This is a genomic window from Streptomyces sp. NPDC006430 (assembly GCF_040612395.1).
Classification (GTDB): domain Bacteria; phylum Actinomycetota; class Actinomycetes; order Streptomycetales; family Streptomycetaceae; genus Streptomyces.
Genome location: NZ_JBEXQA010000029.1, coordinates 1 through 24591, shown reverse-complemented (window position 1 = coordinate 24591; position 24591 = coordinate 1). Strand labels below are relative to the sequence as shown.

General features: G+C 71.2%; 22 protein-coding genes and 1 tRNA gene. 12 read left to right on the top strand and 11 right to left on the bottom strand.

From position 1 onward, the window contains the following. Positions 1–42 precede the first annotated feature (42 nt). Together ABZZ20_RS29545 and ABZZ20_RS29540 are read left to right on the top strand one after the other, a co-directional pair. A complete protein-coding gene (locus tag ABZZ20_RS29545) occupies positions 43–1587 on the top strand; it encodes an APC family permease (RefSeq protein ID WP_356874761.1) in 1545 nt (514 codons plus the stop codon). Between the two features lie 218 nt (positions 1588–1805). Further along, a complete protein-coding gene (locus ABZZ20_RS29540; protein WP_356874759.1) occupies positions 1806–3242 on the top strand; it encodes an amino acid permease in 1437 nt (478 codons plus the stop codon). 113 nt (positions 3243–3355) lie between these two features. On the opposite strand, the gene ABZZ20_RS29535 is transcribed toward ABZZ20_RS29540, so the two are convergent. Both ABZZ20_RS29535 and ABZZ20_RS29530 read right to left on the bottom strand, forming a co-directional pair. Further along, positions 3356–3715, bottom strand: a complete 360-nt coding sequence (locus tag ABZZ20_RS29535) for a zinc ribbon domain-containing protein YjdM (RefSeq protein ID WP_356874757.1) — start codon at positions 3713–3715, stop codon at positions 3356–3358. 86 nt (positions 3716–3801) lie between these two features. Next, positions 3802–3886: transfer RNA gene (locus tag ABZZ20_RS29530), tRNA-Leu, on the bottom strand. 168 nt (positions 3887–4054) lie between these two features. On the opposite strand from ABZZ20_RS29530, the gene ABZZ20_RS29525 reads away from it, so the two are divergent. From ABZZ20_RS29525 to ABZZ20_RS29515, 3 genes are all read left to right on the top strand, one after another. Next, positions 4055–5380 carry a M20/M25/M40 family metallo-hydrolase gene (locus ABZZ20_RS29525; protein ID WP_356874755.1) on the top strand — a complete coding sequence of 442 codons (1326 nt, stop codon included), beginning with the start codon at positions 4055–4057 and terminating at the stop codon, positions 5378–5380. A gap of 129 nt (positions 5381–5509) precedes the next feature. After that, entirely contained in the window at positions 5510–5743 is a 234-nt protein-coding gene (locus tag ABZZ20_RS29520; RefSeq protein ID WP_356874753.1) for a chaplin, read from the top strand. 95 nt (positions 5744–5838) lie between these two features. Continuing rightward, positions 5839–6624 carry a chaplin family protein gene (locus tag ABZZ20_RS29515; protein WP_356874751.1) on the top strand — a complete coding sequence of 262 codons (786 nt, stop codon included), beginning with the start codon at positions 5839–5841 and terminating at the stop codon, positions 6622–6624. 42 nt (positions 6625–6666) lie between these two features. Here the strand turns inward: ABZZ20_RS29515 and ABZZ20_RS29510 are convergent, their stop codons facing one another. Beyond that, positions 6667–6855 (bottom strand): DUF5703 family protein, encoded by a 189-nt coding sequence (locus ABZZ20_RS29510; RefSeq protein WP_356874749.1) that lies wholly within the window; start codon positions 6853–6855, stop codon positions 6667–6669. A 47-nt stretch (positions 6856–6902) separates the two neighbouring features. Between ABZZ20_RS29510 and ABZZ20_RS29505 the strand changes: the two genes are divergently transcribed. Continuing rightward, positions 6903–7562, top strand: coding sequence for a hypothetical protein (locus ABZZ20_RS29505; RefSeq protein ID WP_356874747.1), 660 nt, complete (start codon positions 6903–6905; stop codon positions 7560–7562). A gap of 69 nt (positions 7563–7631) precedes the next feature. Here ABZZ20_RS29505 and ABZZ20_RS29500 read toward each other — a convergent pair whose 3' ends face one another. Further along, the gene (locus tag ABZZ20_RS29500) at positions 7632–9830 is read right to left on the bottom strand and encodes a helix-hairpin-helix domain-containing protein (RefSeq protein WP_356874846.1); all 2199 of its coding nucleotides are present in this window, start codon (positions 9828–9830) and stop codon (positions 7632–7634) included. A 206-nt stretch (positions 9831–10036) separates the two neighbouring features. Then, positions 10037–11029: an aldo/keto reductase gene (locus tag ABZZ20_RS29495; RefSeq protein ID WP_356874745.1), complete on the bottom strand. Its 993-nt coding sequence runs from the start codon at positions 11027–11029 to the stop codon at positions 10037–10039. Positions 11030–11129: 100 nt separating this feature from the next. On the opposite strand from ABZZ20_RS29495, the gene ABZZ20_RS29490 reads away from it, so the two are divergent. After that, complete coding sequence (locus ABZZ20_RS29490) at positions 11130–12179, top strand: LLM class F420-dependent oxidoreductase (RefSeq protein ID WP_356874743.1); 1050 nt, start codon at positions 11130–11132, stop codon at positions 12177–12179. Between the two features lie 178 nt (positions 12180–12357). Beyond that, entirely contained in the window at positions 12358–13146 is a 789-nt protein-coding gene (locus ABZZ20_RS29485) for a ferritin-like domain-containing protein (protein WP_356874741.1), read from the top strand. Between the two features lie 41 nt (positions 13147–13187). Here ABZZ20_RS29485 and ABZZ20_RS29480 read toward each other — a convergent pair whose 3' ends face one another. Continuing rightward, entirely contained in the window at positions 13188–14180 is a 993-nt protein-coding gene (locus ABZZ20_RS29480; RefSeq protein WP_356874739.1) for a magnesium and cobalt transport protein CorA, read from the bottom strand. Positions 14181–14261: 81 nt separating this feature from the next. Between ABZZ20_RS29480 and ABZZ20_RS29475 the strand changes: the two genes are divergently transcribed. From ABZZ20_RS29475 to mshC, 4 genes are all read left to right on the top strand, one after another. After that, complete coding sequence (locus ABZZ20_RS29475; protein ID WP_356874737.1) at positions 14262–15005, top strand: histidine phosphatase family protein; 744 nt, start codon at positions 14262–14264, stop codon at positions 15003–15005. Between the two features lie 101 nt (positions 15006–15106). After that, positions 15107–15697 (top strand): DUF3090 domain-containing protein, encoded by a 591-nt coding sequence (locus ABZZ20_RS29470; RefSeq protein WP_356849691.1) that lies wholly within the window; start codon positions 15107–15109, stop codon positions 15695–15697. A gap of 5 nt (positions 15698–15702) precedes the next feature. Then, complete coding sequence (locus ABZZ20_RS29465; RefSeq protein WP_356874735.1) at positions 15703–16536, top strand: SCO1664 family protein; 834 nt, start codon at positions 15703–15705, stop codon at positions 16534–16536. A 120-nt stretch (positions 16537–16656) separates the two neighbouring features. Further along, positions 16657–17886: a cysteine--1-D-myo-inosityl 2-amino-2-deoxy-alpha-D-glucopyranoside ligase gene (gene mshC, locus ABZZ20_RS29460; RefSeq protein ID WP_356874733.1), complete on the top strand. Its 1230-nt coding sequence runs from the start codon at positions 16657–16659 to the stop codon at positions 17884–17886. Between the two features lie 85 nt (positions 17887–17971). Here mshC and ABZZ20_RS29455 read toward each other — a convergent pair whose 3' ends face one another. From ABZZ20_RS29455 to ABZZ20_RS29435, 5 genes are all read right to left on the bottom strand, one after another. Continuing rightward, a complete protein-coding gene (locus ABZZ20_RS29455; protein ID WP_356874731.1) occupies positions 17972–18958 on the bottom strand; it encodes a PAC2 family protein in 987 nt (328 codons plus the stop codon). Between the two features lie 127 nt (positions 18959–19085). After that, complete coding sequence (locus tag ABZZ20_RS29450; RefSeq protein ID WP_356874729.1) at positions 19086–20693, bottom strand: glycerol-3-phosphate dehydrogenase/oxidase; 1608 nt, start codon at positions 20691–20693, stop codon at positions 19086–19088. Positions 20694–20733: 40 nt separating this feature from the next. Continuing rightward, on the bottom strand, positions 20734–22260 hold the full coding sequence (gene glpK, locus ABZZ20_RS29445; RefSeq protein WP_356874727.1) for a glycerol kinase GlpK: 1527 nt from the start codon (positions 22258–22260) through the stop codon (positions 20734–20736). Positions 22261–22337: 77 nt separating this feature from the next. Further along, positions 22338–23120: an MIP/aquaporin family protein gene (locus ABZZ20_RS29440; protein ID WP_356874725.1), complete on the bottom strand. Its 783-nt coding sequence runs from the start codon at positions 23118–23120 to the stop codon at positions 22338–22340. A gap of 317 nt (positions 23121–23437) precedes the next feature. Continuing rightward, positions 23438–24205, bottom strand: a complete 768-nt coding sequence (locus ABZZ20_RS29435) for an IclR family transcriptional regulator (protein ID WP_356874723.1) — start codon at positions 24203–24205, stop codon at positions 23438–23440. Between the last annotated feature and the right edge of the window lie 386 nt (positions 24206–24591).

Here is a 24591-nt window from a genome sequence, read left to right as displayed (position 1 = left end):
TCCACCGCTCCGCTGGACCTTCCCCCCGAAAGGACACCCGCCATGGCGACGGGCAGATCCACCACGCTCAGCACCGCGCCCGAGATCCGCACCTACAAGGGCCAGGACCGCGCCCTGCGCGCAGACCGCCTGGGCACCGCCGGCCTGCTGCTCTCCGTACTGGCCGCCAGCGCGCCCCTGATGGTGGTCGCCGGAGTGATGCCCACCACCTTCGGCGTCATGGGCGTCGTCGGCCAGCCGTTGCTGTTCGTCATCCTCGGCATCGTGCTCGCGCTCTTCAGCATCGGCTACGCCGAGATGAGCCGGCACGTCCACAACGCCGGCGCGTTCTACGCGTACATCGCCCGCGGTCTCGGCCCCACCGCCGGCGTTGGCGCCTCGCTCGTCGCCCTCGTCGCGTACAGCGCCATGCAGGTCGGCGTCTACGGCATCCTCGGTTTCGAGATCTCCGGTCTCTTCGCCACGTACCTGGACGTCCAACTGGCGTGGTGGATACCGGCCCTGGTCGCCGTTGCCGTCACCGGCGCCCTCGGCTGGCTCAAGATCGACCTCAACGCCCGGGTCCTCGGCGTGCTCCTCCTCATCGAGTGCGCCCTCGTCGTCGTCTTCGACGTCGCCGCCCTCGGCGACCCCGGCCCCGAGGGCCTCTCGCTGCACGCCTTCAATCCCGAGACCCTCGGTGGCGCCGGCCTCGGCACGGCCCTCTGCTTCTGCATCGCCGCCTTCGTCGGCTTCGAGCAGTCCCCGGTCTACGCCGAGGAGACCAGCAAGCCCCACATCGTCGTCTCCCGCGTGATGTTCCTCGCGGTCGGCTTCGTCGCCCTCTTCTTCGCGATCAGCGCCTGGGCCCTCACCGTTGCCACCGGACCCTCCTCGGTCGTCAAGACCTCCGCCGAAGCCGGGCCCGGCCTGCTCTTCCAACTCACCGAAGGCCTCCTCGGCACTGCGATCACCGACGTCCTGCACGTCCTCTTCGTGACCGGCATGTTCGCGGCCATGCTGAGCTTCCACAACGTGGTGGCCCGGTACGCCTTCGCCATGGGCCGCGAGGGCCTGCTCCCGGCTGCCTTCGGCCGTACCAATCCGGGCACCGGAGCCCCCGCCACCGGCTCGCTCCTGCAGACCGTCGTCTCCGTCCTGGTCGTCCTCGTCTTCGCCTTCACCGACGACAAGCCGGCCGGCGACCCCACCGCGCCCGTCCTGCACCTGTTCACCTGGATGGGCAGCGTCGGCGCCCTGGGGGTGACCCTTCTCATGGCCGCGGCCTCCTTCGCCGTCATCGCCTTCTTCGTCCGCCGCGGTACCGCCGGCGCCCAGGTCTGGCGGCTCGTCGCGGCCGGCGCCGCCGGGATCGCACTGCTCGGCATCGCCGTGTACACGGTGAAGGACTTCGGCGTCCTGGTCGGCGCCGAGAAGGGCTCAGCGCTCAGCTGGGTCCTGCCCGGCGTCATCGGCGCCGCAGCCGTGGCCGGCCTGCTGTACGGGGGCGTGCTGCGCAGCCGCCGCCCCGAGGTGCACGCCCGGATCGGCCTCGGGAACGAGGCCTTCCGCCTCGACCAGGCGGCGGAGTCCGACCCCCGCGACTGACCTTGATCACCTCGCTTTCGAGCCCGTACGAAGCCCCCGGCACCCGATTCCATGGTCGCCGGGGGCTTCTGTGTGCGGAGGTCGGGTTTTGGCAGGGGCCGGAGCTCATGGTCTCCTGTGTCGACAAAACCATCCGACCACCGCACAGGTGACTCCACCCAGCTCCCCTGCGCGGCGGCTCGGACCTGCCTGTCCCACCCACGAAGGCGAAGCCCCACATGAGTGACCGCACCTTGACCGAGGCCCTTGCCCCGGCGTCGTCCCGCCACGTCGACGCCGGCGACGAGGGCTACAGCAAGGACCTCAAGTCCCGCCACATCAACATGATCGCGATCGGCGGGGCCATAGGCACGGGCCTCTTCCTCGGCGCCGGCGGACGGCTCGCCGGCGCCGGCCCCTCCCTGGCGATCGCCTACGCGGTGTGCGGCATCTTCGCCTTCTTCGTCGTCCGGGCCCTCGGCGAACTCGTGCTCTACCGGCCCTCCTCCGGCGCGTTCGTCTCCTACGCACGCGAGTTCATGGGGGAGAAGGGCGCCTACACCGCCGGCTGGCTGTACTTCCTGAACTGGTCCACGACCACCGTGGCCGACATCACCGCCGCAGCGACCTACGCGCACTTCTGGTCCCTGTTCACCAGCGTCCCGCAGTGGGTCCTGGCCATGATCGCGCTGGCCGTGGTCCTCACCGCGAACCTCATCTCGGTGAAGTACTTCGGCGAGATGGAGTTCTGGTTCTCCCTGGTCAAGGTCGCCGCCCTGACGGCCTTCCTGCTCGTCGGCATCTACCTGGTCGCCACCAGCCACGAGATCGACGGCCACACCCCGGGCCTGTCCTCCATCACCGACAACGGCGGCATCTTCCCGACCGGCATGCTCCCGATGCTCCTGGTGATCCAGGGCGTGGTCTTCGCGTACGCCTCCGTCGAGCTGTGCGGCGTCGCCGCCGGCGAGACCGAGAGCCCCGAGAAGATCATGCCGAAGGCGATCAACTCGATCATGTGGCGCGTCGGCATCTTCTACGTGGGCTCGGTCGTCCTGCTCGCGATGCTGCTCCCGTACACCGCGTACTCGGGCGACCAGAGCCCCTTCGTCACGGTCTTCGACAAGCTCGGCTTCCCCGGCGCCGCCGGAATCATGAACCTGGTCGTCCTGACCGCGGCCCTCTCCAGCCTGAACTCCGGGCTCTACTCCACCGGCCGCATCCTTCGCTCGATGGCCGTGTCCGGCTCCGCGCCGAAGTTCACCGGCCGCATGAACAAGGGTCGGGTCCCCTACGGCGGCGTCCTGTTCACCGCCGCCTTCGGCCTGGCGGGCGTCGGCCTGAACTACTTCATGCCGAAGGACGCCTTCGAGATCGTCCTGAACTTCGCCTCGCTGGGCATCCTCGGCACCTGGGCGATGGTCATGCTCTGTTCGCTCCACTTCTGGCGCCGCGCCGAGCAGGGCACCCTGGAGCGCCCGTCCTACCGCCTGCCCTGGGCTCCGTACACCCAGATCGTCACGCTGCTGTTCCTGCTCGCCGTACTGATCCTCATGTGGTGCGACGGCGGCGTCGGCCGCACCACGGTCCTGTGCGTCCCGTTCATCGGCGCGGCCCTGGTCGGCGGCTGGTTCCTGGTCCGCCGCCGGGTGGCGGAGATCGCCGCTGGCCGCTGACGGCCCCGGGCGACCCCACACGAAGAGGAGGACCCCGCCAATGGCGGGGTCCTCTTCTTCATACGCTCATCACCTGCGGTCGGCTGCGCCGCAGACGTGCTCCGCCCGTCCGATCAGGCCTTCTTGACCACGCTCGACTTGAGCTGCATGGCCCCGAAGCCGTCGATCCGGCAGTCGATGTCGTGGCCGTCCACACCGTCGATGAGCCGAATGTTGCGCACCTTGGTGCCGGCCTTGATCCCCGAGGGGCTCCCCTTGACCTTGAGCGCCTTGGTGACGGTCACGGTGTCGCCGTCGCTCAGCACGTTGCCGACGGCGTCCTTGACGACGCGCTCCCCGGCGGCCTCCGTGTCCTGCGCACCGCTCTCGGCTGGGACCCACTCGTGGCCGCATTCGGGGCACACCACGAGGGCGTTCATCTCGTAGGTGTACTCACAGGAGCACTTCGGGCAGGGAGGAAGGTTCTCGATCACCCTTCCAGGATATCCCCGCCCGCTCCCACATCCCGCCCACCTCCGCAAACGCAGAAAACCCCACGTGAAGTGGGGTCCTCGCTCTGTGTCCGAGGGGGGACTTGAACCCCCACGCCCGATAAAGGGCACTAGCACCTCAAGCTAGCGCGTCTGCCATTCCGCCACCCGGACAAGGTGTCTGTCTCGCGTCCCTCGCGGGCCGTTCCGACGTGGAAAACATTACCAAACATTCCGGGGTCCTCGATCACACCCCCGGGCGGCCGGGATCGCCCTTGGGGAGAAGGGGGCGAAGCGGGAGGATGGGGTGGCAGTCGGTACCGATCAGTGGGAGGAAGCAGCGTGAGCGAGTCGAGCGCGGGCAGGACCGTCTCCGGCGAGGACGAGGTCGTCGACCTCTGTCGGGACCTCATCCGGATCGACACCAGCAACTACGGAGACCACTCCGGCCCCGGCGAACGCAAGGCGGCCGAATGGGTCGCGGAGAAGCTCGCGGAGGTCGGACTGGAGCCGCAGATCTTCGAGTCCCACAAGGGGCGCGCCTCGACCGTCGCGCGCATCGAGGGGGAGGACCCGTCGCGACCGGCGCTACTGATCCACGGGCACACCGACGTGGTGCCGGCGAACGCCGCCGACTGGACGTACGACCCCTTCGCGGGCGAGATCGCCGACAGCTGCCTGTGGGGTCGCGGAGCCGTCGACATGAAGGACATGGACGCGATGACGCTGGCGGTCGTACGCGACCGGCTGCGCAGCGGGCGCAAGCCACCGCGGGACATCGTGCTGGCCTTCCTCGCCGACGAGGAGGCGGGCGGCGTGTACGGGGCCCGGCACCTCGTGGACAAGCACCCCGGGCTCTTCGAAGGTGTCACCGAGGCGATCGGTGAGGTCGGCGGCTTCTCGTTCACCGTCAACGAGAACCTGCGGCTGTACCTGGTGGAGACCGCCCAGAAGGGCATGCACTGGATGCGGCTCACGGTGGAGGGGACCGCGGGCCACGGCTCGATGACGAACAACGACAACGCCATCACGGAGCTGTGCGAGGCCGTCGGGCGGCTCGGCCGCCACCAGTGGCCGGTACGCGTCACCAAGACGGTGCGGTCCTTCCTGGACGAGCTCTCGGACGCGCTGGGCACCCCCCTCGACCCGGACGACATGGACGCCACCCTCGCCAAGCTCGGCGGCATCGCCAAGATGGTCGGAGCGACCCTGCGGAACTCGGCCGCCCCGACCATGCTGGGCGCCGGCTACAAGGTCAACGTCATTCCCGGCCAGGCCACCGCGCACGTGGACGGGCGCTTCCTGCCCGGCTACGAGGACGAGTTCTTCGCCGACCTCGACCGGATCCTCGGCCCGCGGGTCAAGCGGGAGGACGTGCACGGGGACAAGGCGTTGGAGACGGACTTCGACGGCAAGCTCGTCGATGCCATGCAGCGCGCACTCAAGGCCGAGGACCCGATCGCGCGGGCGGTTCCGTACATGCTGTCCGGCGGTACGGACGCCAAGTCCTTCGACGACCTCGGCATCCGCTGCTTCGGCTTCGCCCCGCTCCAGCTGCCGCCGGAGCTGGACTTCGCCGGCATGTTCCACGGCGTGGACGAGCGGGTGCCGGTGGACGGGCTGAAGTTCGGCGTGCGCGTCCTCGACCGATTCATCGACAACTGCTGAGATTCGGGAAGGTGTGCGCTTTCCACTGAGAAGAGTGAAAGCGCTCATACGCTCGTAGCCCTGGTGATCCCTCCTCGTTACAGGTGGTGCGGTCCGCGGCTGGGACCGCATTGCCAACTAGGAGGAACAATGCTCAAGAAGGTTGTCGCCGCTGCGGCTGCCACCGGTGGTCTGGTTCTCGCGGGTGCGGGTCTGGCCGTCGCCGACGCGGGCGCCCAGGGTGCGGCCATCGGCTCCCCCGGTGTCCTGTCCGGCAACGTCGTCCAGGTTCCGGTCCACGTGCCGGTCAACTTCTGCGGTAACACGACCGACGCCGCCGGCCTGCTGAACCCGGTCTTCGGCAACACCTGCGTCAACGCCTGACGCATCTGAAGTCTTTGGGCCCCGGAGCGCATTCCAGCGTTCCGGGGCCGCCGGGCTTCAGGGCCCGGCTGTTCGTACACGGCAGGGGATTATTTATGCGACGACAGGCAGCGGTCACCAGGATGACCCTGATCACCATGGCGGCTGCGGGCGGTGCTCTCGCGCTGGGTGGTGGTTACGCACAGGCGGACTCCGGCGCGGCCGGTCATGCCACGAACTCCCCGGGCGTGCTGTCCGGGAACACGCTCCAGGTGCCCGTGGACGTTCCGGTCAACGTCTGCGGCAATACGATCACGGTCGTGGGGGCTCTGAACCCGGTCTTCGGGAACCACTGTGCTCAGCACTCGGCAACCCCGCACCACCCGGATACCCCAGGCACTCCGGGGAACCCCGGCACTCCCGGCCACCCGGGGAACCCCGGCACTCCCGGCCACCCGGGGAACCCCGGCACTCCCGGCCACCCGGGGAACCCCGGCACTCCGGGGAACCCGGGTACTCCCGGCCACCCCGGCATCCCTGGCATCCCTGGCACTCCCGGCCACCCGGGCGGGCCCGAGGAGCCGGATGAGCCGTGCGACGAGGACGAGCCGAGCCGCCCGGACACCCCGGGGAACCCCAGCACCCCCAGCACCCCCAGCACCCCCAGTAATCCGAGTAACCCGGGTAACCCGGGTAACCCCGAGACTCCCGGTCAGCCGGTCAACCCCGGTACCCCGGACGTCCCTCCCGGCCAGGGGACCGGAACCGGGATCGAGCCCACTCAGCACGCAGGGCTCGCCGCCACCGGCGCAGGAGACGTCCTCGGCGCGGCACTCCCGCTCGCCGTCGGCTCTCTACTGGCCGGTGTCGTGCTCTACCGGCGTGCCCGCAACGCGGCTTGACGGTTCCTCACGACGCGGGCCCCACCCCCGGGGCCCGCGTCGTCACCAGGTGGCGCGGACCTGACGGATGATCCGGCGGCGCAGGCGGACGCGGCGGGTGCCGTCCCGGTGCAGCGTGAGCCGGTCGAGTTCCCAGTTCCCGTACTCGGCATGGTCGGTGAGCAGGCGGGTCGCCTCCTTGCGGGGCACACCGCGGGGCACGTACACGTCGACGAATTCGTATTCCGGCATCGCATCTATTGTGCGGGCAGAGCCCTGCTACGGATAGCGTCTGCACTATGTCTGATGCCGCTCTGCCCAGTGTTGCCGAGGTACGCGCCGCCGCCGAGGCGGTCAAGGCCGCGCTCGACCGTCACCTCGCCGCGGTCGAGAGCAGGATCGGGGACGAGGACCCGGCCGTCTACGCCGCCTTCAATGAACTCGCCGCCGCTGCCGAGGAGTACGACGAACTCCTCTACGACCGGTACGACGAGGTCACCCCGTTCGAGATCCCCACGCCCGAGGACGGTGCCCCGTACACCGGGCCCGCCGAGCCCGCCGCCTTCAGCGTGCTCATCCGCCGCGACTACGCCGTCGTCGAACCGCCGAGGCTGATCGCCCAGGCGGAGCGCGTAGCCGCCCACGACCGGGACGCCGCACTCGTTCACGACGGCGGGACCGCCGGTGCGTTGGGCGTGCTCTTCGGTGAGTACGAGCCGGACGAGATCGCTTCCCGCTACAAGGAGTTCGGTCTGGAGGAGGGCGACTCCACCGTCTGGATCGCGGCCTCCGACGAGGTCGCGGAACCGGGGGAGTGGCTGGGCTCGCCCTTCGGGCACACCGACCCGCAGGACGTGCTGTACCGCTTCGACGTCAGCTCCGTCTTCGACGAGGACGACGAGGAGGACGTGGACGACCCGGACGGCCAGGTGGCCGAGCCGGGGCTGGCCCCCGCCTGATCCCCGACCGCACCGAACGCCGCGGCCCCGCCCTGCCGTAAGGGCGGGGTCGCGGGGTCGCGCGCGCCGTTACTCCGGTCGTTCCCGCGCCGCCGCCACGAGGGCCCGCAACAGGCCCGTCAGCCGCGTCGTACGGGGCCTCGGCAGCACCTCCGCGACCGCGCGAGGCAGCGTCTGGTCGACGCCGTGGACCACGGACAGGTGCCGCTCCGCCCGCCCGAACGCCGTGTACACCCAGTCCCGGGACAGGGCCTGCGCCGCGTCGCCGGGCAGTACGACGACCACCGCGGGCCAGCGTGCGCCGACGGCCTGGTGCGCCGTCACCGCCCAGCCGTGGCGCACCTGCGACTCCACCTGCTCCTTCGGTACGACGATCCGCACGCCCGCGGCGTCCAGGTGCAGCCCCTGGGCGTCGGCCGACACCACCCGGGCCGGGACGGCCCGCCCGGGCGAGGGCACGTGGACGACGCGGTCGCCGGGGTCGAAACCGCCGAACCGGCCGGGGCCGGGGTTCAGCCGCTCCTTGAGGGCCGCGTTCAGCGCGCGGGTGCCCGCCGAGCCGCCGTGGCCCGGGGTGATCACCTGGACGTCGTCCGCCGGGATGCCGAAGGCTCGCGGCACCGACTCGGCCACCAGCTGCACGGTGCGGTGCACCGCCTCCCCGGCGTCGCGCACGGGCACGATGACGACCTCCTTGCCGGGGGCCTCGACCTGGTTCAACTCACCGATCCCGACACCGGAGACCAGCTCGCCGAGGGGACCCGGGTCGGGGGTGCGGGAGACCACCTGGGGGAAGGCGCGGGCCGCCAGCACGTCGCCGAACACCCTTCCGGGGCCGGCGGATCCGAGCACCGCGGGGTCGCCGGACAGCACCAGTCGGGCCCCGTCGGGGACGGACTCGACGAGCGCGGCGGCGGTCTCCACATCAAGCTGCGGCGCGTCGAGGACCACGAGCAGGTCCAGGGCGAACTGTCCGTCCGCGTCCCGTCCGGGCCCCTCCGTACCGGCCAGCAGCCCGGCCACGGTGACGGTGTCGAGAGCGCCGGGAGTCCGCCCGGGCGCGGTCCGGGGGAGCGCGTGCGCGGCCAGGCAGACGCGCAGGCCCTGCTGCCGGGCGGCCGTCAGCAGAGCCAGCGGTTCGGCACGGGCGGCCTCGCCGCCGGTGTGGGTGACCAGGCCGTGGCCGGCGACGGCGCGGATCAGTTCGGCGCCGGGCCCGGCGGCGGCCGGGTCCCAGTCCGCCGGGTCGTCGAAGGTGTTGGCCAGCCGGGCCAGGCCGTCGGCCAGGCTCTCCTCGGCCAGCGCGTAGCCGTCCAGCCCCACCAGCACCCGTACGGGCTGCTCCGCGCCCTCGGTTTCCTCGGTGCCCTCCGCGGCCGGCGGGCCGAGCGGTTCGTGGAACACCAGGACGGCGCCCTCGCCGATGGCCCGTTCCAGGGACGCGGCGGGATCCGGTACGCCGTACTGGGCGAGGGCGGACTCCACAGTGGGGGCTTCGAGAGCGGTGTGCCCCTTGAGTGCGGCCTGCTCCAGCAGCCAGCCCACGAGGGCGGCGGCGCGCCGCTCGTCACCGGGGCCGGCGTCGGCGCCGAGCAGGGCGCGGGCGAAGCCGTCCGCCTGGGTGGGGCGGACCCCGGCGACGGAGAGGAGTCGCCAGGGGTCCTCGGCGAGCTGCTGCGCGGCGCCTTCGCCGAGAGCGGTGGCGGCCGGTCCGGCCAGCGACTCGGGGGCGCCGCCACGGACGAGTACGCTGCGCACGCTCGCGACGCCCTCCGCGGTGGGGGCCGTGCGGGCGGGGCGGGGGGTCGCGGGAGCGGCCGGGGGCACGGCCCTGCGCGGTGCGGTGGACGCCTCGTCGAAGTACACCGGGGAGGGTTTCTCCCCGCTCTCCACGGCCCGTACGGCGGCCAGGAGGTCGGCGGCCTTCCCGCTGAGCTTGCCGCCGGCCTCGACGGGCCCCTGCCGCTCCGCCTTGCGGCGGGCGATGCGCTCGCGCTCGATCTTCTGGGCGGCCAACTCCGCCTCGGCTTCGCTGAGCACGGGCTTCACGCCCGCGTCCCCCGCGGCACCCGGTTCGCCCGCATCCCCCGCGTCCCCCGCGACCTCGACCGCGGCCGGGTCCGGGTCCGAGGGCCGGGTCTGCGCCGCACGCCCGGCGTCCGGCGCCGCGTCCGCACCGCCCGGCTCGCCGGAGCCGGCCGGTTCCGGCGCGTCCTGCGCAGGGGTGTCGCCGGCCGCCTCCGGGGCGTCGGCGGGGTCCGGGTCCATGGTGCCCCGGCCCGGATCGTCACCGCCGGCCGGGGACTGAGGCTCCGCCCCGGGGGATCCGGTATCCGACGAGGGTCGGTCGTCCGCGGCCGGCGGGGGGGCGGTGCCCGGGGCGCCGGAGTCGGGGGCCTTTGCGGGTTCGGCCGCCTCGGCCCGGTGGCCGGGGGTGGCCGGGTCCTGTGCGGAAGCGGCTTGGCGGTCCGTACTCACAGCGTGCTCCAGTCCTGATCGGGGTAGCGATGCACGGGCGCCGAAACGTCGTCCAGCGCCTGGCAGATCTCCTCCGGAAGGGTAAGGGCCTCCACCGACAGAGCCGCGTCGAGCTGCGCGGACGTCCGCGCGCCGACGATCGGCGCGACCACCCCCGGCCGGTCCCGGATCCAGGCCAGGGCCACCTGGAGCGAGGTCACGGCAAGGCCCTGCGCCGCCGTCGCCACCGCGTCCACGATGCGGCTCGCCGCGTCGTCCAGGTACGGGTCCACGAAGCCGGCCATCGTCGGCGACGCGCCGCGGGAGTCCGCAGGGGTGCCGCTGCGGTACTTGCCCGTCAGGACGCCGCGGCCCAGCGGGGAGGAGGGGAGCAGGCCCACACCGAGGTCCAGCGCGGCCGGGAGGACCTCGCGCTCCACGCCCCGTTGGAGGAGGGAGTACTCCATCTGGGTCGAAGCCAGTCGGGTCCGCGTCCCGGGCGCCGCCAACTGCCAGGTCGCCGCCTTCGCCAACTGCCAGCCGCTGAAGTTGGACACCCCCGCGTACCGGGCCCGGCCGCTGCTCACCGCCAGGTCCAACGCCTGGAGGGTCTCCTCCAGCGGGGTCCCCGGATCGAAGGCGTGAACCTGCCACAAGTCCACGTAGTCGGTGCCCAGTCGGGCCAGGGAGTCGTCCAGGGCGGCCAGCAGGTGACCGCGCGAACCGTCGAAGCGCCGGTCCGGATCCGGCACGCTGCCCGCCTTGGTTGCGACGACCAGGTCCCGGCGCGGGACCAGCCCGCCCATGAGCTGCCCGAGGAGGTACTCCGCTTCGCCGCACCCGTACACGTCGGCGGTGTCCACGAGCGTGCCGCCCGCTTCCCAGAAGGTCTTCAACTGCTCGGCAGCGCCCGACTCGTCCGGTCCCTCCGCGGAACGGCCCCAGGTCAGGGTGCCGAGGCCGATCCGGGACACGCGCAGTCCGGTGCGGCCGAGATGCCTCTGCTCCATGAGCGCTGAGACTACTGGGGCACTGACGCGGGGGACCTTGGCGCGCTACAGTCCCCGCAGACCAACGTTACTGATCGGTAAACCGGTAAGGGGACGACACATGCGGCTCGGCATCAATCTCGGCTACTGGGGCGCTGGCATGGACGCCGACAACCTCGCCGTCGCGCAGGAGGCGGACCGCCTCGGCTACGACGTCTGCTGGGCCGCCGAGGCCTACGGCTCCGACGCCCCGACCGTCCTCGCATGGGTCGCCGCCCAGACCGAGCGCATCGACGTCGGCTCCGCGATCATGCAGATCCCGGCACGCCAGCCCGCGATGACGGCCATGACGGCCGCCACCTTGGACTCCCTCACCAAGGGCCGCTTCCGGCTCGGCCTCGGCGTCTCCGGCCCGCAGGTCTCCGAGGGCTGGTACGGCGTGAAGTTCGACAAGCCGCTCGCCCGCACCCGGGAGTACGTGGAGATCGTCCGCAAGGCGATGAGCCGCGAACGGCTCAGCTACGAGGGCGAGCACTGGACCCTCCCGCTGCCCGGCGGCCCCGGCAAGCCGATCAAGCTCACCGTGCACCCGGAGCGCGAGCACATCCCGCTCTACATCGCCGCCATCGGGCCGAAGAACCTGGAGCAGACCGGCGAGATCGCCGATGGCGCGCTGCTCATCTTCCCGGCCGCCGAGCACCTGGAGGCGACCGCGCTCACCCACATCCGGGCAGGCCGCGCGAAGGCGGGGCTGACCATGGAGGGCTTCGACGTCTGCCCGACCGTGCCGTTGGCCGTCGGTGCGGACGTGAACGCCCTCGCGGACACGTTCCGCCCGTACACCGCCCTGTACGTCGGCGGCATGGGCAGCCGGAAGCAGAATTTCTACAACCAGCTCGCCCAGCGCATGGGCTACGAGAAGGAAGCCGCCGAGGTCCAGGACAAGTACCTGGCGGGCGACAAGGCGGGCGCCGCCGCGGCCATCCCGCACACGCTGATCGACTCCACCACCCTGCTCGGCTCCGTCGAGCGGATCGCGGACGGCATGCGCGCCTACGCCGAAGCCGGAGTCACCACCCTCACGCTCGCCCCGGCGGGCTTCACCCTGGACGAGCGGATCACCGCCCTGCGGGCCGGCACGGAGGCCCTGGAGCTGGCCGGCCTGGTCTGAAGAAGCCCTGCGGCCGTGGTGGGGGCTCGGGGGGTCTTCCCCGCCACGGCCGACACCGTCACAACGCGTGCGGCCCCCGCGGGGTTACGCCCGCGCACCCACCCTTCGCATCGCTCGTTCGGCCGAGCCGTGCGACCCCCCGGTTGCCCGGCCCCCGACTCGGCCGTTGACTCGATGCATGCTCTCTGCCCGCAGTCTGTTCCAGGAGATCGTCGACAACGACGACTCGTTCCAGCTGTTCTGCTCGATCGCCGCCAGCGGGGAGACCCAGGGCGGCTGGGAGAACGGTCGGATCGCAGCCCTGGTGCCCGACAGCATGCGCGATCTCGCGCCGAAGATCACCCGGCACGGCGCCGACGAGGACAAGCACGGCCGGCTCTTCCTGGCCCTGCTCCACAAGCGAGGCCTACCACCCGTCCCGGTGCCCCCCGAGACCGACTACACGATGCTGCTGGAACGACGCGGCATCGGCCTCGCCCACGAGAAGCTGCGCCGCTCGCAGCCGCTGACCGAGCGGGACATCGTCGTCTACCTCGCGCACAGCCGGGTGACCGAGCAGCGCGCCGCCGACCAGATGGACATGCTCGTCCGGCACTTCGGGGACCACCCCGAGGTCGGCAAGGCCATCCGCATGATCAGCCACGACGAGGACAACCACCTCGCCTACTGCCACGAGGAACTGCTGCGCCTCGTCCGGCAGGGGCACGGCCGGACCATCCAGCAGGTGCTGCGCGAGAGCGCCCTCGCCGAGATCGCCATCTATCGGGACGTGAGCCTCGCCGTCATGGACCACATGGGCCGGCTGCTGCGCTGGCCCGCGCCCAAGGCGGCCGCACTCGCCGCCGGGATCCGCGGGATGTACGCGTACGAGCGGCTCGCCGGCTGGCACCGGATGATCGGCCTGCACCTGCCGGAACGACGGAACGCGCTGGGCGGCGCGCCGACGAGCGCCCCCGAGTTCGCGTAGCGGGGCGACCACCGGCCCGGGGGTCACCGTGCCCGGTCCTCCTACAGCCAGCCGCGGGTCTTGAACAAGCGGTGCAGACCCAGGCAGACGGCCGCCATCACCACGAGCACCACCGGATAGCCCCAGCTCTGCCGCAGCTCCCACATGTGATCGAAGTTCATCCCGTAGATACCCGCGACCATCGTCGGGACCGCCGCCATCGCCGCCCAGGCGGAGATCTTGCGCATGTCGTCGTTCTGCCGGACGCCCATCTGCGCCAGGTGCGCGGCCAGCGCGTCCGACAGCAGCCGGTCCAGGCCCTCGATGTACTCGCTCGCCTTCGTCAGGTGGTCGGCGACGTCGCGGAAGAACGGCTGCGCGTGTCCGTGCACGAAGGGCACGTTCCCGAAGGCCAGCCGGTCCATCGGCTGGAGCAGCGGGTTCGTGGCCCGTCGGAACTCCAGCACCTGCCGCTTGAAGGCGTAGATCCGGGCGGCGGTGTTCTTGGTCTCGGTGGCGTTCGGAGCGAAGACCTCCGCCTCCAGTTCCTCCAGGTCCGCCTGCAGCTCGGCCGCCACCTCGATGTAGTGGTCCACCACGGCGTCGGAGACCGCGTACAGCACCGCCGTCGGGCCGTGCCGCAGGACCTCCGGATCCTGCTCCAACCGGTGTCGTACGGCGGCCAGCGCGGCCCCCTCGCCGTGCCGGACCGTGACCACGAAGGAGTCGCCGATAAAAACCATCAGCTCGCCGGCGGACACCGTGTCGGCTTCCTCGTCGTACACCACCGGTTTGAGGACGACGAACAGCGAATCGTCGTACACCTCGAGCTTGGGGCGCTGGTGCGCGGTCAGCGCGTCCTCCACCGCCAGCTTGTGCAGTCCGAACTCCTGGCTGACGTGATCGAATTCCTCCTCGGACGGCTCGTACATGCCGACCCAGAGGAAGGCGTCACCGCTCTCCCGGGCCTCGTCGAGCGCATCCGAAAGGTCCTCGGGCGCAGCGGAGCGGCGGCCGTCGCGGTACATGGCGCAGTCGACTATCACGCGGGGCATTCTCCCCTGCGCGCGCCCCGTCCGCACGCCGGTGCCACCGCGGGCCTCGTTCTCCCCGACGGCAGAGCCTAGGCTTGCGCCATGGCCACGCTGATCCTGGTACGACACGGGCGGTCCACCGCCAACACCGCAGGGCTGCTCGCCGGATGGACCCCGGGAGTGGCCCTCGACGAGCGCGGCGCCGAGCAAGCGGCGGCGCTGCCCGAGCGGCTCGCCTCCGTGCCGCTCGCCGCCGCGGTCAGCAGTCCGCTGCAGCGGTGCCGGGAGACCCTCGCGCCGCTGCTCGCCGCCCGGCCGGAGCTGGGACTGCACACGGACGAGCGGATCGGCGAATGCCACTACGGCGACTGGTCGAACCGCAAGCTCTCCGAGCTCTCCGACGAGCCGCTCATGAAGATCGTCCAGCAGCATCCCTCGGCCGCCGTCTTCCCCGGCGGGGAATCCATGCGCGCGATGCAGGCCCGCGCCGTGGACGCCGTACAGGAGTGGAACGCCCGGATCGAGGAGGAGCACGGGAGCGACGCCGTCTTCCTGATGTGTTCGCACGGGGACGTCATCAAGTCCCTCGTCGCGGACGCCCTCGGCATGCACCTGGACCTCTTCCAGCGCATCCACGTCGACCCCTGCTCGGTCACCGCCGTCCGCTACACGCCGACCCGGCCGTTCCTGCTCCGGCTCGGCGACACCGGGGACTTCGGCTCGCTCGCGCCGCGCCCCGCCCGTGCCGCGGAGGTGGATCCGGCCGTCGCGGAGACGGAGACCTTCGAGAGCGCGACCGAGGACGGCGGGAACGCGGTCGTGGGAGGCGGCGCGGGCGCGGCGTGATCGAACGGCGCAGTAGGGTGGATGGGCCCACACACGCGCGCAGCCCTGCCCCTGTCTCCCCCGGACTCCGTCCAGGGGACCCCCGAACTTGGAGACTGGACGTGCCCCGTCAGGTGTTCCTCTACGACCCGCCGGACCGCTTCGTGGCCGGCACGGTCGGTCTGCCGGGACGCCGTACGTTCTTCCTGCAGGCCTCCTCCGGCCCCCGCGTCACCAGTGTCTCCCTGGAGAAGACCCAGGTCGCGGCGCTGGCCGAGCGGATGGACGAGCTGCTGGACGAGGTCGTACGACGCACCGGCGGCAATGCGCCGGTCCCGGCCGTCGCCCCCGCCGAGGCCACCGACACCGCGCCGCTGGACGTGCCGGTCGACGAGGAGTTCCGCGTCGGCACCATGGCCCTGGCCTGGGACGGCGAGGAACAGCGGATGATCGTCGAGGCACAGGCGCTGGTGGAACTTGAGGTCGACTCCGAGGAAGACCTCGCCGAGGCCGAGGAGCGGCTGCTCCAGGACGAGGAGAACGGCCCGCCGATGCTCCGGGTCCGCCTCACCGGAGCCCAGGCGCGCGCCTTCGCCAAGCGGGCCCTGGACGTGGTCAACGCCGGCCGGCCGCCGTGCCCGCTGTGCAGCCTGCCGCTGGACCCCGAGGGACACGTGTGTCCGCGCCAGAACGGCTACCGGCGCCAGGTGTGAGCGCCATGGGGGAACGTGAGGAACTGCTCGCCAAGGGGGAGCTCACCGTCGTGGGCCGGATCCGCGAGGCGTCCAACGCCGTGCTCCTGTGCACGGTGACGTACGGGGACCTGAGCGCCGAGTGCGTGTACAAGCCGGTCAAGGGTGAGCGCCCGTTGTGGGACTTCCCCGACGGGAACCTGGCGCAGCGGGAGGTGGCCGCCTACCTGGTCTCCGAGGCCACGGGGTGGGGCCTGGTGCCACCGACCGTGCTGCGCGAGGGGCCGTACGGCGAGGGCATGGTCCAGCAGTGGATCGAGTCGGGGCCCGACGAGGACGAGCCGGGGGAGACGGACGACTCCGGGGGGACGAGCGGGAGCGGACTGCTGGCCCTCGTCGAGGGGGAGGAGGCGGGGGAGGGCTGGAAGCCCGTCGCCCTCGCCGATGTCGGGGAGGGCCGCACCGCCCTGCTCGTGCACGCCGACGACCCGTGGCTGCGCCGGCTCGCCGTCCTCGACGCAGTGATCAACAACGGTGACCGCAAGGGCGGTCACCTGCTGCTCGCGCCCGACGGCCGCCTCTACGCCATTGATCACGGGGTGACCTTCCACAGCGAGGACAAGTTGCGGACCCTGCTGTGGGGCTGGGCGGGCGAACCCCTGACCGAGGAGGCGCGCGGGGTGCTGGCCTCCTTGGTCGTCCAGCTGGCCGACGGGGCGCCGCTCGCCACCCGGCTGGCCGAACTGATCACTCCGGTCGAGCTGGCCGCCGTACGGGCCCGGGTGGCCCAGCTGCTGCGCGCCGGTGTGCATCCGCAGCCGTCCGGGCAGTGGCCGGCGATCCCATGGCCACCGGTCTGAACCGGCCCCGGCGGACCACGGCGAGCACGCACAGAATCGGCCGGACCGCAAGAGCGTCGATCAGGCCAACAGTGCAGGTCCGGTTCGTTTTCGGAACACGCGTCCGGTTAGGCTCGACACATGCATGCCTGGCCCGCTTCTGAGGTCCCCGCCCTGCCCGGCAAGGGCCGCGACCTCCAGATCCACGACACCGCGACCCAGGGGACGATCACCCTCGACCCCGGTCCCGTCGCCCGTATCTACGTCTGCGGCATCACCCCGTACGACGCGACCCACATCGGTCACGCGGCGACCTACAACGCGTTCGACCTCGTACAGCGCGTGTGGCTCGACACCAAGCGGCAGGTTCACTACGTCCAGAACGTGACGGACGTCGACGACCCCCTGCTGGAGAGGGCGCTGCGCGACGGCCACGACTGGACCGAGCTCGCGGAGCGCGAGACGGCGCTCTTCCGCGAAGACATGACCGCCCTGCGGATGCTGCCGCCGCAGCACTACATCGGAGCCGTCGAGGCCATACCGGGCATCGTGCCGCTCGTGGAGCGGCTGCGGGACGCGGGCGCGGCGTACGAGCTCGACGGGGACGTCTACTTCTCGGTGGAGTCCGACCCCCACTTCGGCGGGGTCTCGAACCTCGACGCCGACGCGATGCGCCTGCTGTCCGCCGAGCGCGGCGGCGACCCGGAACGCCCGGGGAAGAAGAACCCGCTGGACCCGATGCTGTGGATGGCGGCGCGTCCGGGCGAGCCGAGCTGGGACGGCGGCTCGCTGGGCCGCGGCCGGCCCGGCTGGCACATCGAGTGCGTCGCCATCGCCCTGGACCACTTGGGGATGGGCTTCGACATCCAGGGCGGCGGGTCGGACCTCGCGTTCCCGCACCACGAGATGGGTGCCTCGCACGCACAGGTGCTGACGGGCGAGTTCCCGATGGCCAAGGCGTACGTCCACGCGGGCATGGTCGCGCTGCACGGCGAGAAGATGTCGAAGTCGAAGGGCAACCTGGTCTTCGTCTCCGCACTGCGGCGCGCCGGGGTGGACCCGGCGGCGATCCGCCTCGCCCTGCTGTCCCACCACTACCGTGCGGACTGGGAGTGGACGGACGACGTCCTCGCCGAGGCGGTGGCCCGCCTGGAGCGCTGGCGCGCGGCCGTGTCCCGCCCGGACGGCCTGCCGGCGGACGCCCTCGTCGAGGAGGTCCGCGAGGCCCTGGCGAACGACCTGGACGCCCCGGCGGCGCTGGCTGCCGTGGACCGCTGGGTCGACGCCCAGAACGCCTCGGACGGCGATGACGAGTCCGCACCGGGCCTGGTCTCCCGCACGGTGGACGCCCTCCTGGGCGTGGCCCTCTGACCACCGCCTGACGGCCGATGCCCCCAGCCCCGAACGGGACCGGGGGCATCGCACTGCCCGGCCGGCGCGGCGCGAGGGCGACGGCTCACGCCTCCGGAGGCGTCTCGTCGCCGTCCGCGGCGGGGGGTTCCTCGCCCCCGGGACCGGCCTCCGGGTCCGGCCGGCGCTTGGGCGGGCGCGTCAGCCCGCTGGAGGTGTCGCGCAGGTACGAGCCGTCGCTGCCCTCAGCAGCCGGGTCGCGGCGCCGCAGGTACCGCTCGAACTCCCGGGCGATGGCGTCCCCCGAGGCCTCCGGCAGGTCCGCCGTGTCCCGCGCCTCCTCCAGCGTCTGGACGTATTCCGCCACCTCGCTGTCCTCCGCGGCCAGTTGGTCCACGCCCAGTTGCCACGCCCGTGCGTCCTCAGGCAGTTCGCCCAGCGGGATCCGGACGTCGATCAGATCCTCCAACCGGTTCAGCAGGGCCAGCGTCGCCTTCGGGTTCGGCGGCTGGGAGACGTAGTGCGGGACCGCCGCCCACAGGGACACGGCGGGGACTCCGGCATGGGTGCAGGCCTCCTGGAGGATGCCGACGATCCCGGTCGGGCCCTCGTACTTCGTCTCTTCCAGGTCCATGGTCCGCGCCAGGTCCGGGTCCGAGGTGACCCCGCTGACCGGCACCGGCCGCGTGTGCGGGGTGTCCCCGAGCAACGCGCCCAGGATCACCACCATCTCCACGCCCAACTCGTGCGCGAAGCCCAGGATCTCGTTGCAGAACGACCGCCAGCGCATGGACGGTTCGATGCCCCGCACCAGCACGAGGTCCCGCGGCTTGGCGCCGCCGATCCGCACCACCGACAGCCTGGTCGTCGGCCAAGTGATCTTCCGTACCCCGTTGTCCAGCCACACCGTCGGCCGGTTGACCTGGAAGTCGTAGTAGTCCTCGGCGTCCAGCGCCGCGAAGACCTCGCCCTTCCACTCCCGGTCCAGGTGCGCGACCGCACCGGAGGCCGCGTCACCCGCGTCGTTCCAGCCCTCGAACGCGGCCACCATGACCGGGTCGATCAGCTCGGGCACGCCCTCAAGCTCGATCACCCAGGTCTCCTTCCGAAGTTCCCTTGTGTACGTGGGTCAGCCTAAGCCTTGATGCGACGCCGACCACAGCCCACGACAGAGGGGCGGTTCCCCCCGGAACCGCCCCTCTTCCCCACCTGCGGGAGAGCTATGCCTTGCGGCTCAGCATCTCCTCGACCCGGGCGCGCACGGACTCGTCGTCCAGGCCGCGGACCGTCACCGTCGTACGGCGGCGCAGCACGTCGTCGACCGTTTCGGCCCACTCGTTGTCACGGGCGTAGGCGACCTGCGCCCAGATCTCCGGCCCGTCCGGGTGGATCCGCTCGGCCAGCGCCGGGTCCTCGTTGGCGAGCCGCGCGATGTCGAAGGCCAGCGAGCCGTAGTGCGAAGCCAGGTGGCGGGCGGTCAGCGGGTCCATCCGCGTCCCCGGCTCGTGGTCCACCAGCAGACGGTGCGCAACGGCGTTCGGGTTGGCGACACCGGGCAGCGGCACCCGGCGAACCAGCGACTTGACCGGCTCCATGTCCTCGGTCAGCGGGCTGCCGGGGAGCTTGGCCAGCTTGTCCATGACCACGCGACCGATGTGGCGGTAGGTGGTCCACTTGCCGCCGGCCACCGACAGCATGCCGCCCGCACCCTCGGAGACGACCGTCTCGCGCTTGGCCTTCTCGACCCCGCCGGGGCCGCCGGGCAGCACCCGCAGTCCCGCGAAGGCGTACGTCATCAGGGAGCGGTCGAGGTCCGCGTCCTTCACCGAGAAGGCCGCCTCGTCCAGGATCTGCTGGATGTCGGCCTCGGTGGCACGCACGTCCGCCGGGTCGCCCTCGTACACCTCGTCGGTGGTGCCGAGGAGCAGCTGGTCCTCCCACGGAAGGGCGAAGGTGATGCGGTACTTGTCGATCGGGGTGGCCATGGCGGCCTTCCACGGCGACTTGCGCTTCATGACGATGTGCGCGCCCTTGGAGAGGCGGATCGACGGCATCGAGTGCTTGTCCTCCATGCGCCGCAGGTGGTCCACCCACGGGCCGGTGGCGTTGAGCACGACCCGCGCGTCGACACCGAACTCGGTGCCGTCGAGGCGGTCCTTGAGCTCGGCACCGGTGACCCGGCCGCGCGTGGTGCGCAGGCCGGTGACCTCGGCGTGGTTGAGGACGACCGCGCCCGACTCGACCGCCGCGCGGACCGTCATGACGGCGACGCGGGAGTCGTTCATCTGGTGGTCGTAGTAGACCGCGACGGCCTTGAGGTTGTCCGTCTTCAGGCCCGGGTTGTCGGCGACGGCACGGGCCGGGGATATGACCTTTCCGATGCCGTCGCCGAAGGCCGAGAGGGCGGAGTAGGCGAAGACGCCCGCGCCCAGCTTGGCCGCACCGACCGGTCCGCCCTTGTAGACCGGCAGGTAGAAGGTGAGCGGGTTGACCAGGTGCGGGGCCACGTCCTTGGCCAGCACCCGGCGCTCGTGGTGGTTCTCGGCGACCAGCTTGACCGCGCCGGTCTGCAGGTAGCGCAGGCCGCCGTGGACGAGCTTGGAGGAGGCCGAGGAGGTGGCGCCGGCGAAGTCGCCGGCGTCCACCATGGCAACCCGCAGACCCGACTGCGCGGCGTGCCAGGCCACCGAGGTGCCCAGGATTCCACCGCCGATGACCAGGAGGTCGTACGTGGCCTTGGCCAGCTGCTCGCGGGTCTCGGCACGGCTCGCGTTCGAACCGGCGGTCGGGTGCGTACCCAGGGCGGGAACGCTCTGCAGGCTGCTCATATCTCTCTTAGCTCCTCGTCGATTGACTCAGCTGGTGCGGTCAGCTGGCGTCTTCGTCGTCGATCCAGCCCATGGACCGCTCGACGGCCTTGAGCCAGTTCTTGTACTCGCGGTCCCGCTGCTCGGCGGGCATCCGCGGGGTCCACTCCGCCGCACGGCGCCAGTTGGCGCGCAGGGCGTCGGTGTCGGGCCAGAAGCCGACGGCCAGGCCGGCGGCGTAGGCGGCGCCGAGGCAGGTGGTCTCCGCGACCATCGGACGGACCACGGGGGCGTCCACGAAGTCGGAGAGGGTCTGCATCAGCAGGTTGTTGGAGGTCATGCCGCCGTCGACCTTGAGGGCGGTGAGCTCGACGCCCGAGTCCTTGGTCATGGCGTCGGTGATCTCGCGGGTCTGCCAGGCGGTGGCCTCCAGGACGGCACGGGCGATGTGCGCCTTGGTGACGTACCGGGTGAGGCCGGCGATCACACCGCGGGCGTCGGAGCGCCAGTACGGGGCGAACAGGCCGGAGAAGGCCGGCACGAAGTACGCGCCGCCGTTGTCCTCGACCGAGGACGCGAGGGTCTCGATCTCGGCCGCGGTCTTGATCATGCCCATCTGGTCGCGCATCCACTGGACAAGCGAACCGGTGACGGCGATGGAGCCTTCCAGGGCGTAGACCGGCTTCTGGTCGCCGATCTGGTAGCCCACCGTGGTCAGCAGGCCGCTGTAGGAGTTGATGACCTTGTCGCCGGTGTTCATCAGCATGAACGTGCCGGTGCCGTACGTGGACTTCGCCTCGCCCTCGGCGAAGCAGGTCTGGCCGAAGAGCGCGGCCTGCTGGTCACCGAGCGCCGAGGCGACCGGAACGCCGGCGAGGACGCCCTCCTTGACGTGGCCGTAGACCTCGGCGGAGGACTTGATCTCCGGGAGGACGTTGAGCGGGACGCCCATGGACTCGGCGATCTTCTCGTCCCAGGCCAGGGTGTGCAGGTTCATCAGCATGGTGCGCGAGGCGTTGGTGACGTCGGTGACGTGCACGCCGCCCTGGGCGCCGCCCGTGAGGTTCCAGATGACCCAGGAGTCCATGGTGCCGAAGAGGATGTCCCCGGCCTCGGCGCGCTCGCGCAGGCCCTCGACGTTGTCGAGCATCCAGCGGATCTTGGGTCCGGCGAAGTAGCTCGCCAGCGGCAGGCCGGTCTCGCGGCGGAAGCGGTCCTGGCCGACGTTGCGGCCGAGCTCCTTGCACAGGGCGTCGGTGCGGGTGTCCTGCCAGACCAGGGCGTTGTGCACCGGCTCGCCGGTGTTCTTGTCCCACAGGACGGTGGTCTCGCGCTGGTTGGTGATGCCGACCGCCTTGACGTCGGCGGCGGTGATCTCGGCCTTGGCGATGGCGCCGGCGACGACCTCCTGGACGTTGGTCCAGATCTCGGTGGCGTCGTGCTCGACCCAGCCCGGCTTCGGGAAGATCTGCTCGTGCTCCTTCTGGTCGACGGCGACGATGCGGCCGTCGCGGTCGAAGACGATGCAGCGGGAAGAGGTGGTGCCCTGGTCGATCGCGGCGATGAAGGGGCCGGTGCTGCTGGTCATGGTGGCTGCTCCTGGCAGGTGTCGAGGTAGGCGGAATCAGTGTGACGGTGCGGATCTTGCGATCGTGCCGGTTCTGATCAGGCGAACGCGATGTTGTAGAGACCACCGGCGACGGCGGCACCGACGAGCGGGCCGACGACCGGGATCCAGGAGTATCCCCAGTCGGAGCCGCCCTTGTTGGGAAGCGGCAGCACGGCGTGGACGATGCGCGGACCGAGGTCGCGGACCGGGTTGATGGCGTAGCCGGTCGGACCACCGAGCGAGAGACCGATGCCGACGACGACGAAGGAGGTGATGAGGACGCCGATGACGCCGAGGCCCTTGCCACCGTCCTGCAGGCCCTGGGTCAGGATCGCGAGGACCAGGACGGCCGTACCGATGATCTCGGTCGTGAGGTTCTGGACGACGTTGCGGATCTCGGGGCCGGTCGAGAAGACACCGAGCACCGGGCCCGCCTGGTCGTGCGGGTGCGGGTCCTCGGGGCCGAGCTTGGCGTCACGGATGTGCTCCGGGTCCGCGAGGTGCACGCGGAACTGGCCGTAGTAGGTGATCCACATGAGGACCGCGCCGAGCATGGCGCCGAGGAGCTGACCGGCGAAGTAGACCGGTACGTCGCTCCAGTCGCTGTTCTTGATGGCGAGGCCGACGGTGACCGCCGGGTTGAGGTGCGCACCGGAGAGCGGGGCGGACACGTAGGCGGCGATCAGTACGGCGAAACCCCAGCCGAAGGTGATCGCGAGCCAGCCTGCGTTCCTGGCCTTGGAGCTCTTGAGCGTCACGGCGGCGCAGACGCCACCACCGAGGAGAGTGAGCAGGGCGGTACCGATGGTCTCGCCGATGAAGATGTCGGAGCTGGACACCCGCGACTCCTTTGTCTTACGTCCAGGGGTGGGCGGACACCGGGTCCCGTCCGGTGGTCCGCGCACTCGGTGAGTGCTTCACCGGCCCTTGGCCTTGCCACACCCTAACGCGTATTGCCGGTAGGTGTTCGACAATGCCGACCGATGAACGGCAGTTTTCCGCCCAGGTGAAGAACGCGTCAAGGGTTGGCTAGGCCAAAGTGTCGGATCGTTACCGCTCGGTGTGATCGAACAAAACCGGCCATCGAGTGGCCGGGTTATGGCGAAAAGAGGGCAGAAGTCGGCCAAGGGGTGGCCGAGAAGGGGCTGGGAGGGGCCTAGAACCGGCCCGCGCCGAGATCGCGTGAAACAGCGCGCGCACAGTCCCGAACGGACGCCACGAGGCTCGCCCGGGGCTCCCCGGCCTCCCCGCAGATCCGCTCCACGGCGCCCGCGACCGCCACCGCGCCCACCGGCAGCCGACGCCGGTCGTGGATCGGCGCCGCCACCGACGCGACGCCCTCCCAGGTCTCTTCGACATCCGCGGCCCAGCCGCGCGCCCGGGTCAGATCGAGGATCTCCTCGAAGCCCGCACTGTCGGTGACGGTCCGGGGAGTGAACGCCTCGCGCTCCGCCTCCAGGGCCTCGGTGTGGGCGACAGGGTCGTACGCCGACAGCACCTTGCCCAGGGCCGTCGAGTGCAGCGGCTGCATGGCCCCCACCTCCAGCACCTGACGGCTGTCGTCGGGCCGGAACACGTGGTGCATGATCAGCACCCCGCTCTTGTGGAGCACGCCCACGTACACGCTCTCGCCGCTGGCCCGGGCCAGATCGTCGGTCCAGACCAGCGCGCGGGCGCGCAGCTCGTGCACGTCCAGGTAGCTGTTGCCCAGGCGTAGCAGCTCCGCGCCCAGCTGGTAGCGGCCCGAGGCGGGGTCCTGCTCCACGAAGCCCTCGGCCTGCAGCGTGCGCAGGATGCCGTGCGCCGTGCCCTTGGCCAGGCCCAGAGAGCTGGCCACATCCGAGAGGCCCAGCCGGCGCTCGCCGCCCGCCAGGAGCCGCAGCATCGCAGCGGCTCGTTCGAGCGACTGGATGTTCCGTGCCATCGTGCAGCCTCCTGCTGACGTAGTTCGACAATGCTGAACAGTATCGGCCGATGTCGACCTTGTGCATCGTTGGGCAACTGTTCAGGCCTCCGTCGACCGGGACACCCCTGACAGACCCCCGCGCACAGGATGCAGTCCGCCACGTAAGACAACCCCACCGGGGTTGACGCCGTGCGGTTACCCTGACCGCGTGCGCCCTTGACACAGCGAGGGTGCAAAGCCGACAGCCGTCGCATCCCAGGGAGCTCAACCATGGCCTCGTTGCCGAACCCGCCCGCAGACACCCAGAACCGGGCCGATGCCCTGCGTGAGGCGCTGGCCACCCGTGTGGTGGTGGCTGACGGGGCGATGGGGACGATGCTCCAGGCGCAGGATCCGAGCATGGA

What these genes read in the sequence shown, in the direction of transcription:
- ABZZ20_RS29545 (WP_356874761.1), top strand. Translation starts at nt 43, where the DNA reads ATGGCGACGGGCAGATCCACCACGCTCAGCACCGCGCCCGAGATCCGC.
- ABZZ20_RS29540 (WP_356874759.1), top strand. Translation starts at nt 1,806, where the DNA reads ATGAGTGACCGCACCTTGACCGAGGCCCTTGCCCCGGCGTCGTCCCGC.
- ABZZ20_RS29520 (WP_356874753.1), top strand. Translation starts at nt 5,510, where the DNA reads ATGCTCAAGAAGGTTGTCGCCGCTGCGGCTGCCACCGGTGGTCTGGTT.
- ABZZ20_RS29515 (WP_356874751.1), top strand. Translation starts at nt 5,839, where the DNA reads ATGCGACGACAGGCAGCGGTCACCAGGATGACCCTGATCACCATGGCG.
- ABZZ20_RS29510 (WP_356874749.1), bottom strand. Translation starts at nt 6,855, where the DNA reads ATGCCGGAATACGAATTCGTCGACGTGTACGTGCCCCGCGGTGTGCCC.
- ABZZ20_RS29505 (WP_356874747.1), top strand. Translation starts at nt 6,903, where the DNA reads ATGTCTGATGCCGCTCTGCCCAGTGTTGCCGAGGTACGCGCCGCCGCC.
- ABZZ20_RS29500 (WP_356874846.1), bottom strand. Translation starts at nt 9,830, where the DNA reads ATGGACCCGGACCCCGCCGACGCCCCGGAGGCGGCCGGCGACACCCCT.
- ABZZ20_RS29495 (WP_356874745.1), bottom strand. Translation starts at nt 11,029, where the DNA reads ATGGAGCAGAGGCATCTCGGCCGCACCGGACTGCGCGTGTCCCGGATC.
- ABZZ20_RS29490 (WP_356874743.1), top strand. Translation starts at nt 11,130, where the DNA reads ATGCGGCTCGGCATCAATCTCGGCTACTGGGGCGCTGGCATGGACGCC.
- ABZZ20_RS29485 (WP_356874741.1), top strand. Translation starts at nt 12,358, where the DNA reads ATGCTCTCTGCCCGCAGTCTGTTCCAGGAGATCGTCGACAACGACGAC.
- ABZZ20_RS29480 (WP_356874739.1), bottom strand. Translation starts at nt 14,180, where the DNA reads ATGCCCCGCGTGATAGTCGACTGCGCCATGTACCGCGACGGCCGCCGC.
- ABZZ20_RS29475 (WP_356874737.1), top strand. Translation starts at nt 14,262, where the DNA reads ATGGCCACGCTGATCCTGGTACGACACGGGCGGTCCACCGCCAACACC.
- ABZZ20_RS29465 (WP_356874735.1), top strand. Translation starts at nt 15,703, where the DNA reads ATGGGGGAACGTGAGGAACTGCTCGCCAAGGGGGAGCTCACCGTCGTG.
- mshC (WP_356874733.1), top strand. Translation starts at nt 16,657, where the DNA reads ATGCATGCCTGGCCCGCTTCTGAGGTCCCCGCCCTGCCCGGCAAGGGC.
- ABZZ20_RS29450 (WP_356874729.1), bottom strand. Translation starts at nt 20,693, where the DNA reads ATGAGCAGCCTGCAGAGCGTTCCCGCCCTGGGTACGCACCCGACCGCC.
- glpK (WP_356874727.1), bottom strand. Translation starts at nt 22,260, where the DNA reads ATGACCAGCAGCACCGGCCCCTTCATCGCCGCGATCGACCAGGGCACC.
- ABZZ20_RS29435 (WP_356874723.1), bottom strand. Translation starts at nt 24,205, where the DNA reads ATGGCACGGAACATCCAGTCGCTCGAACGAGCCGCTGCGATGCTGCGG.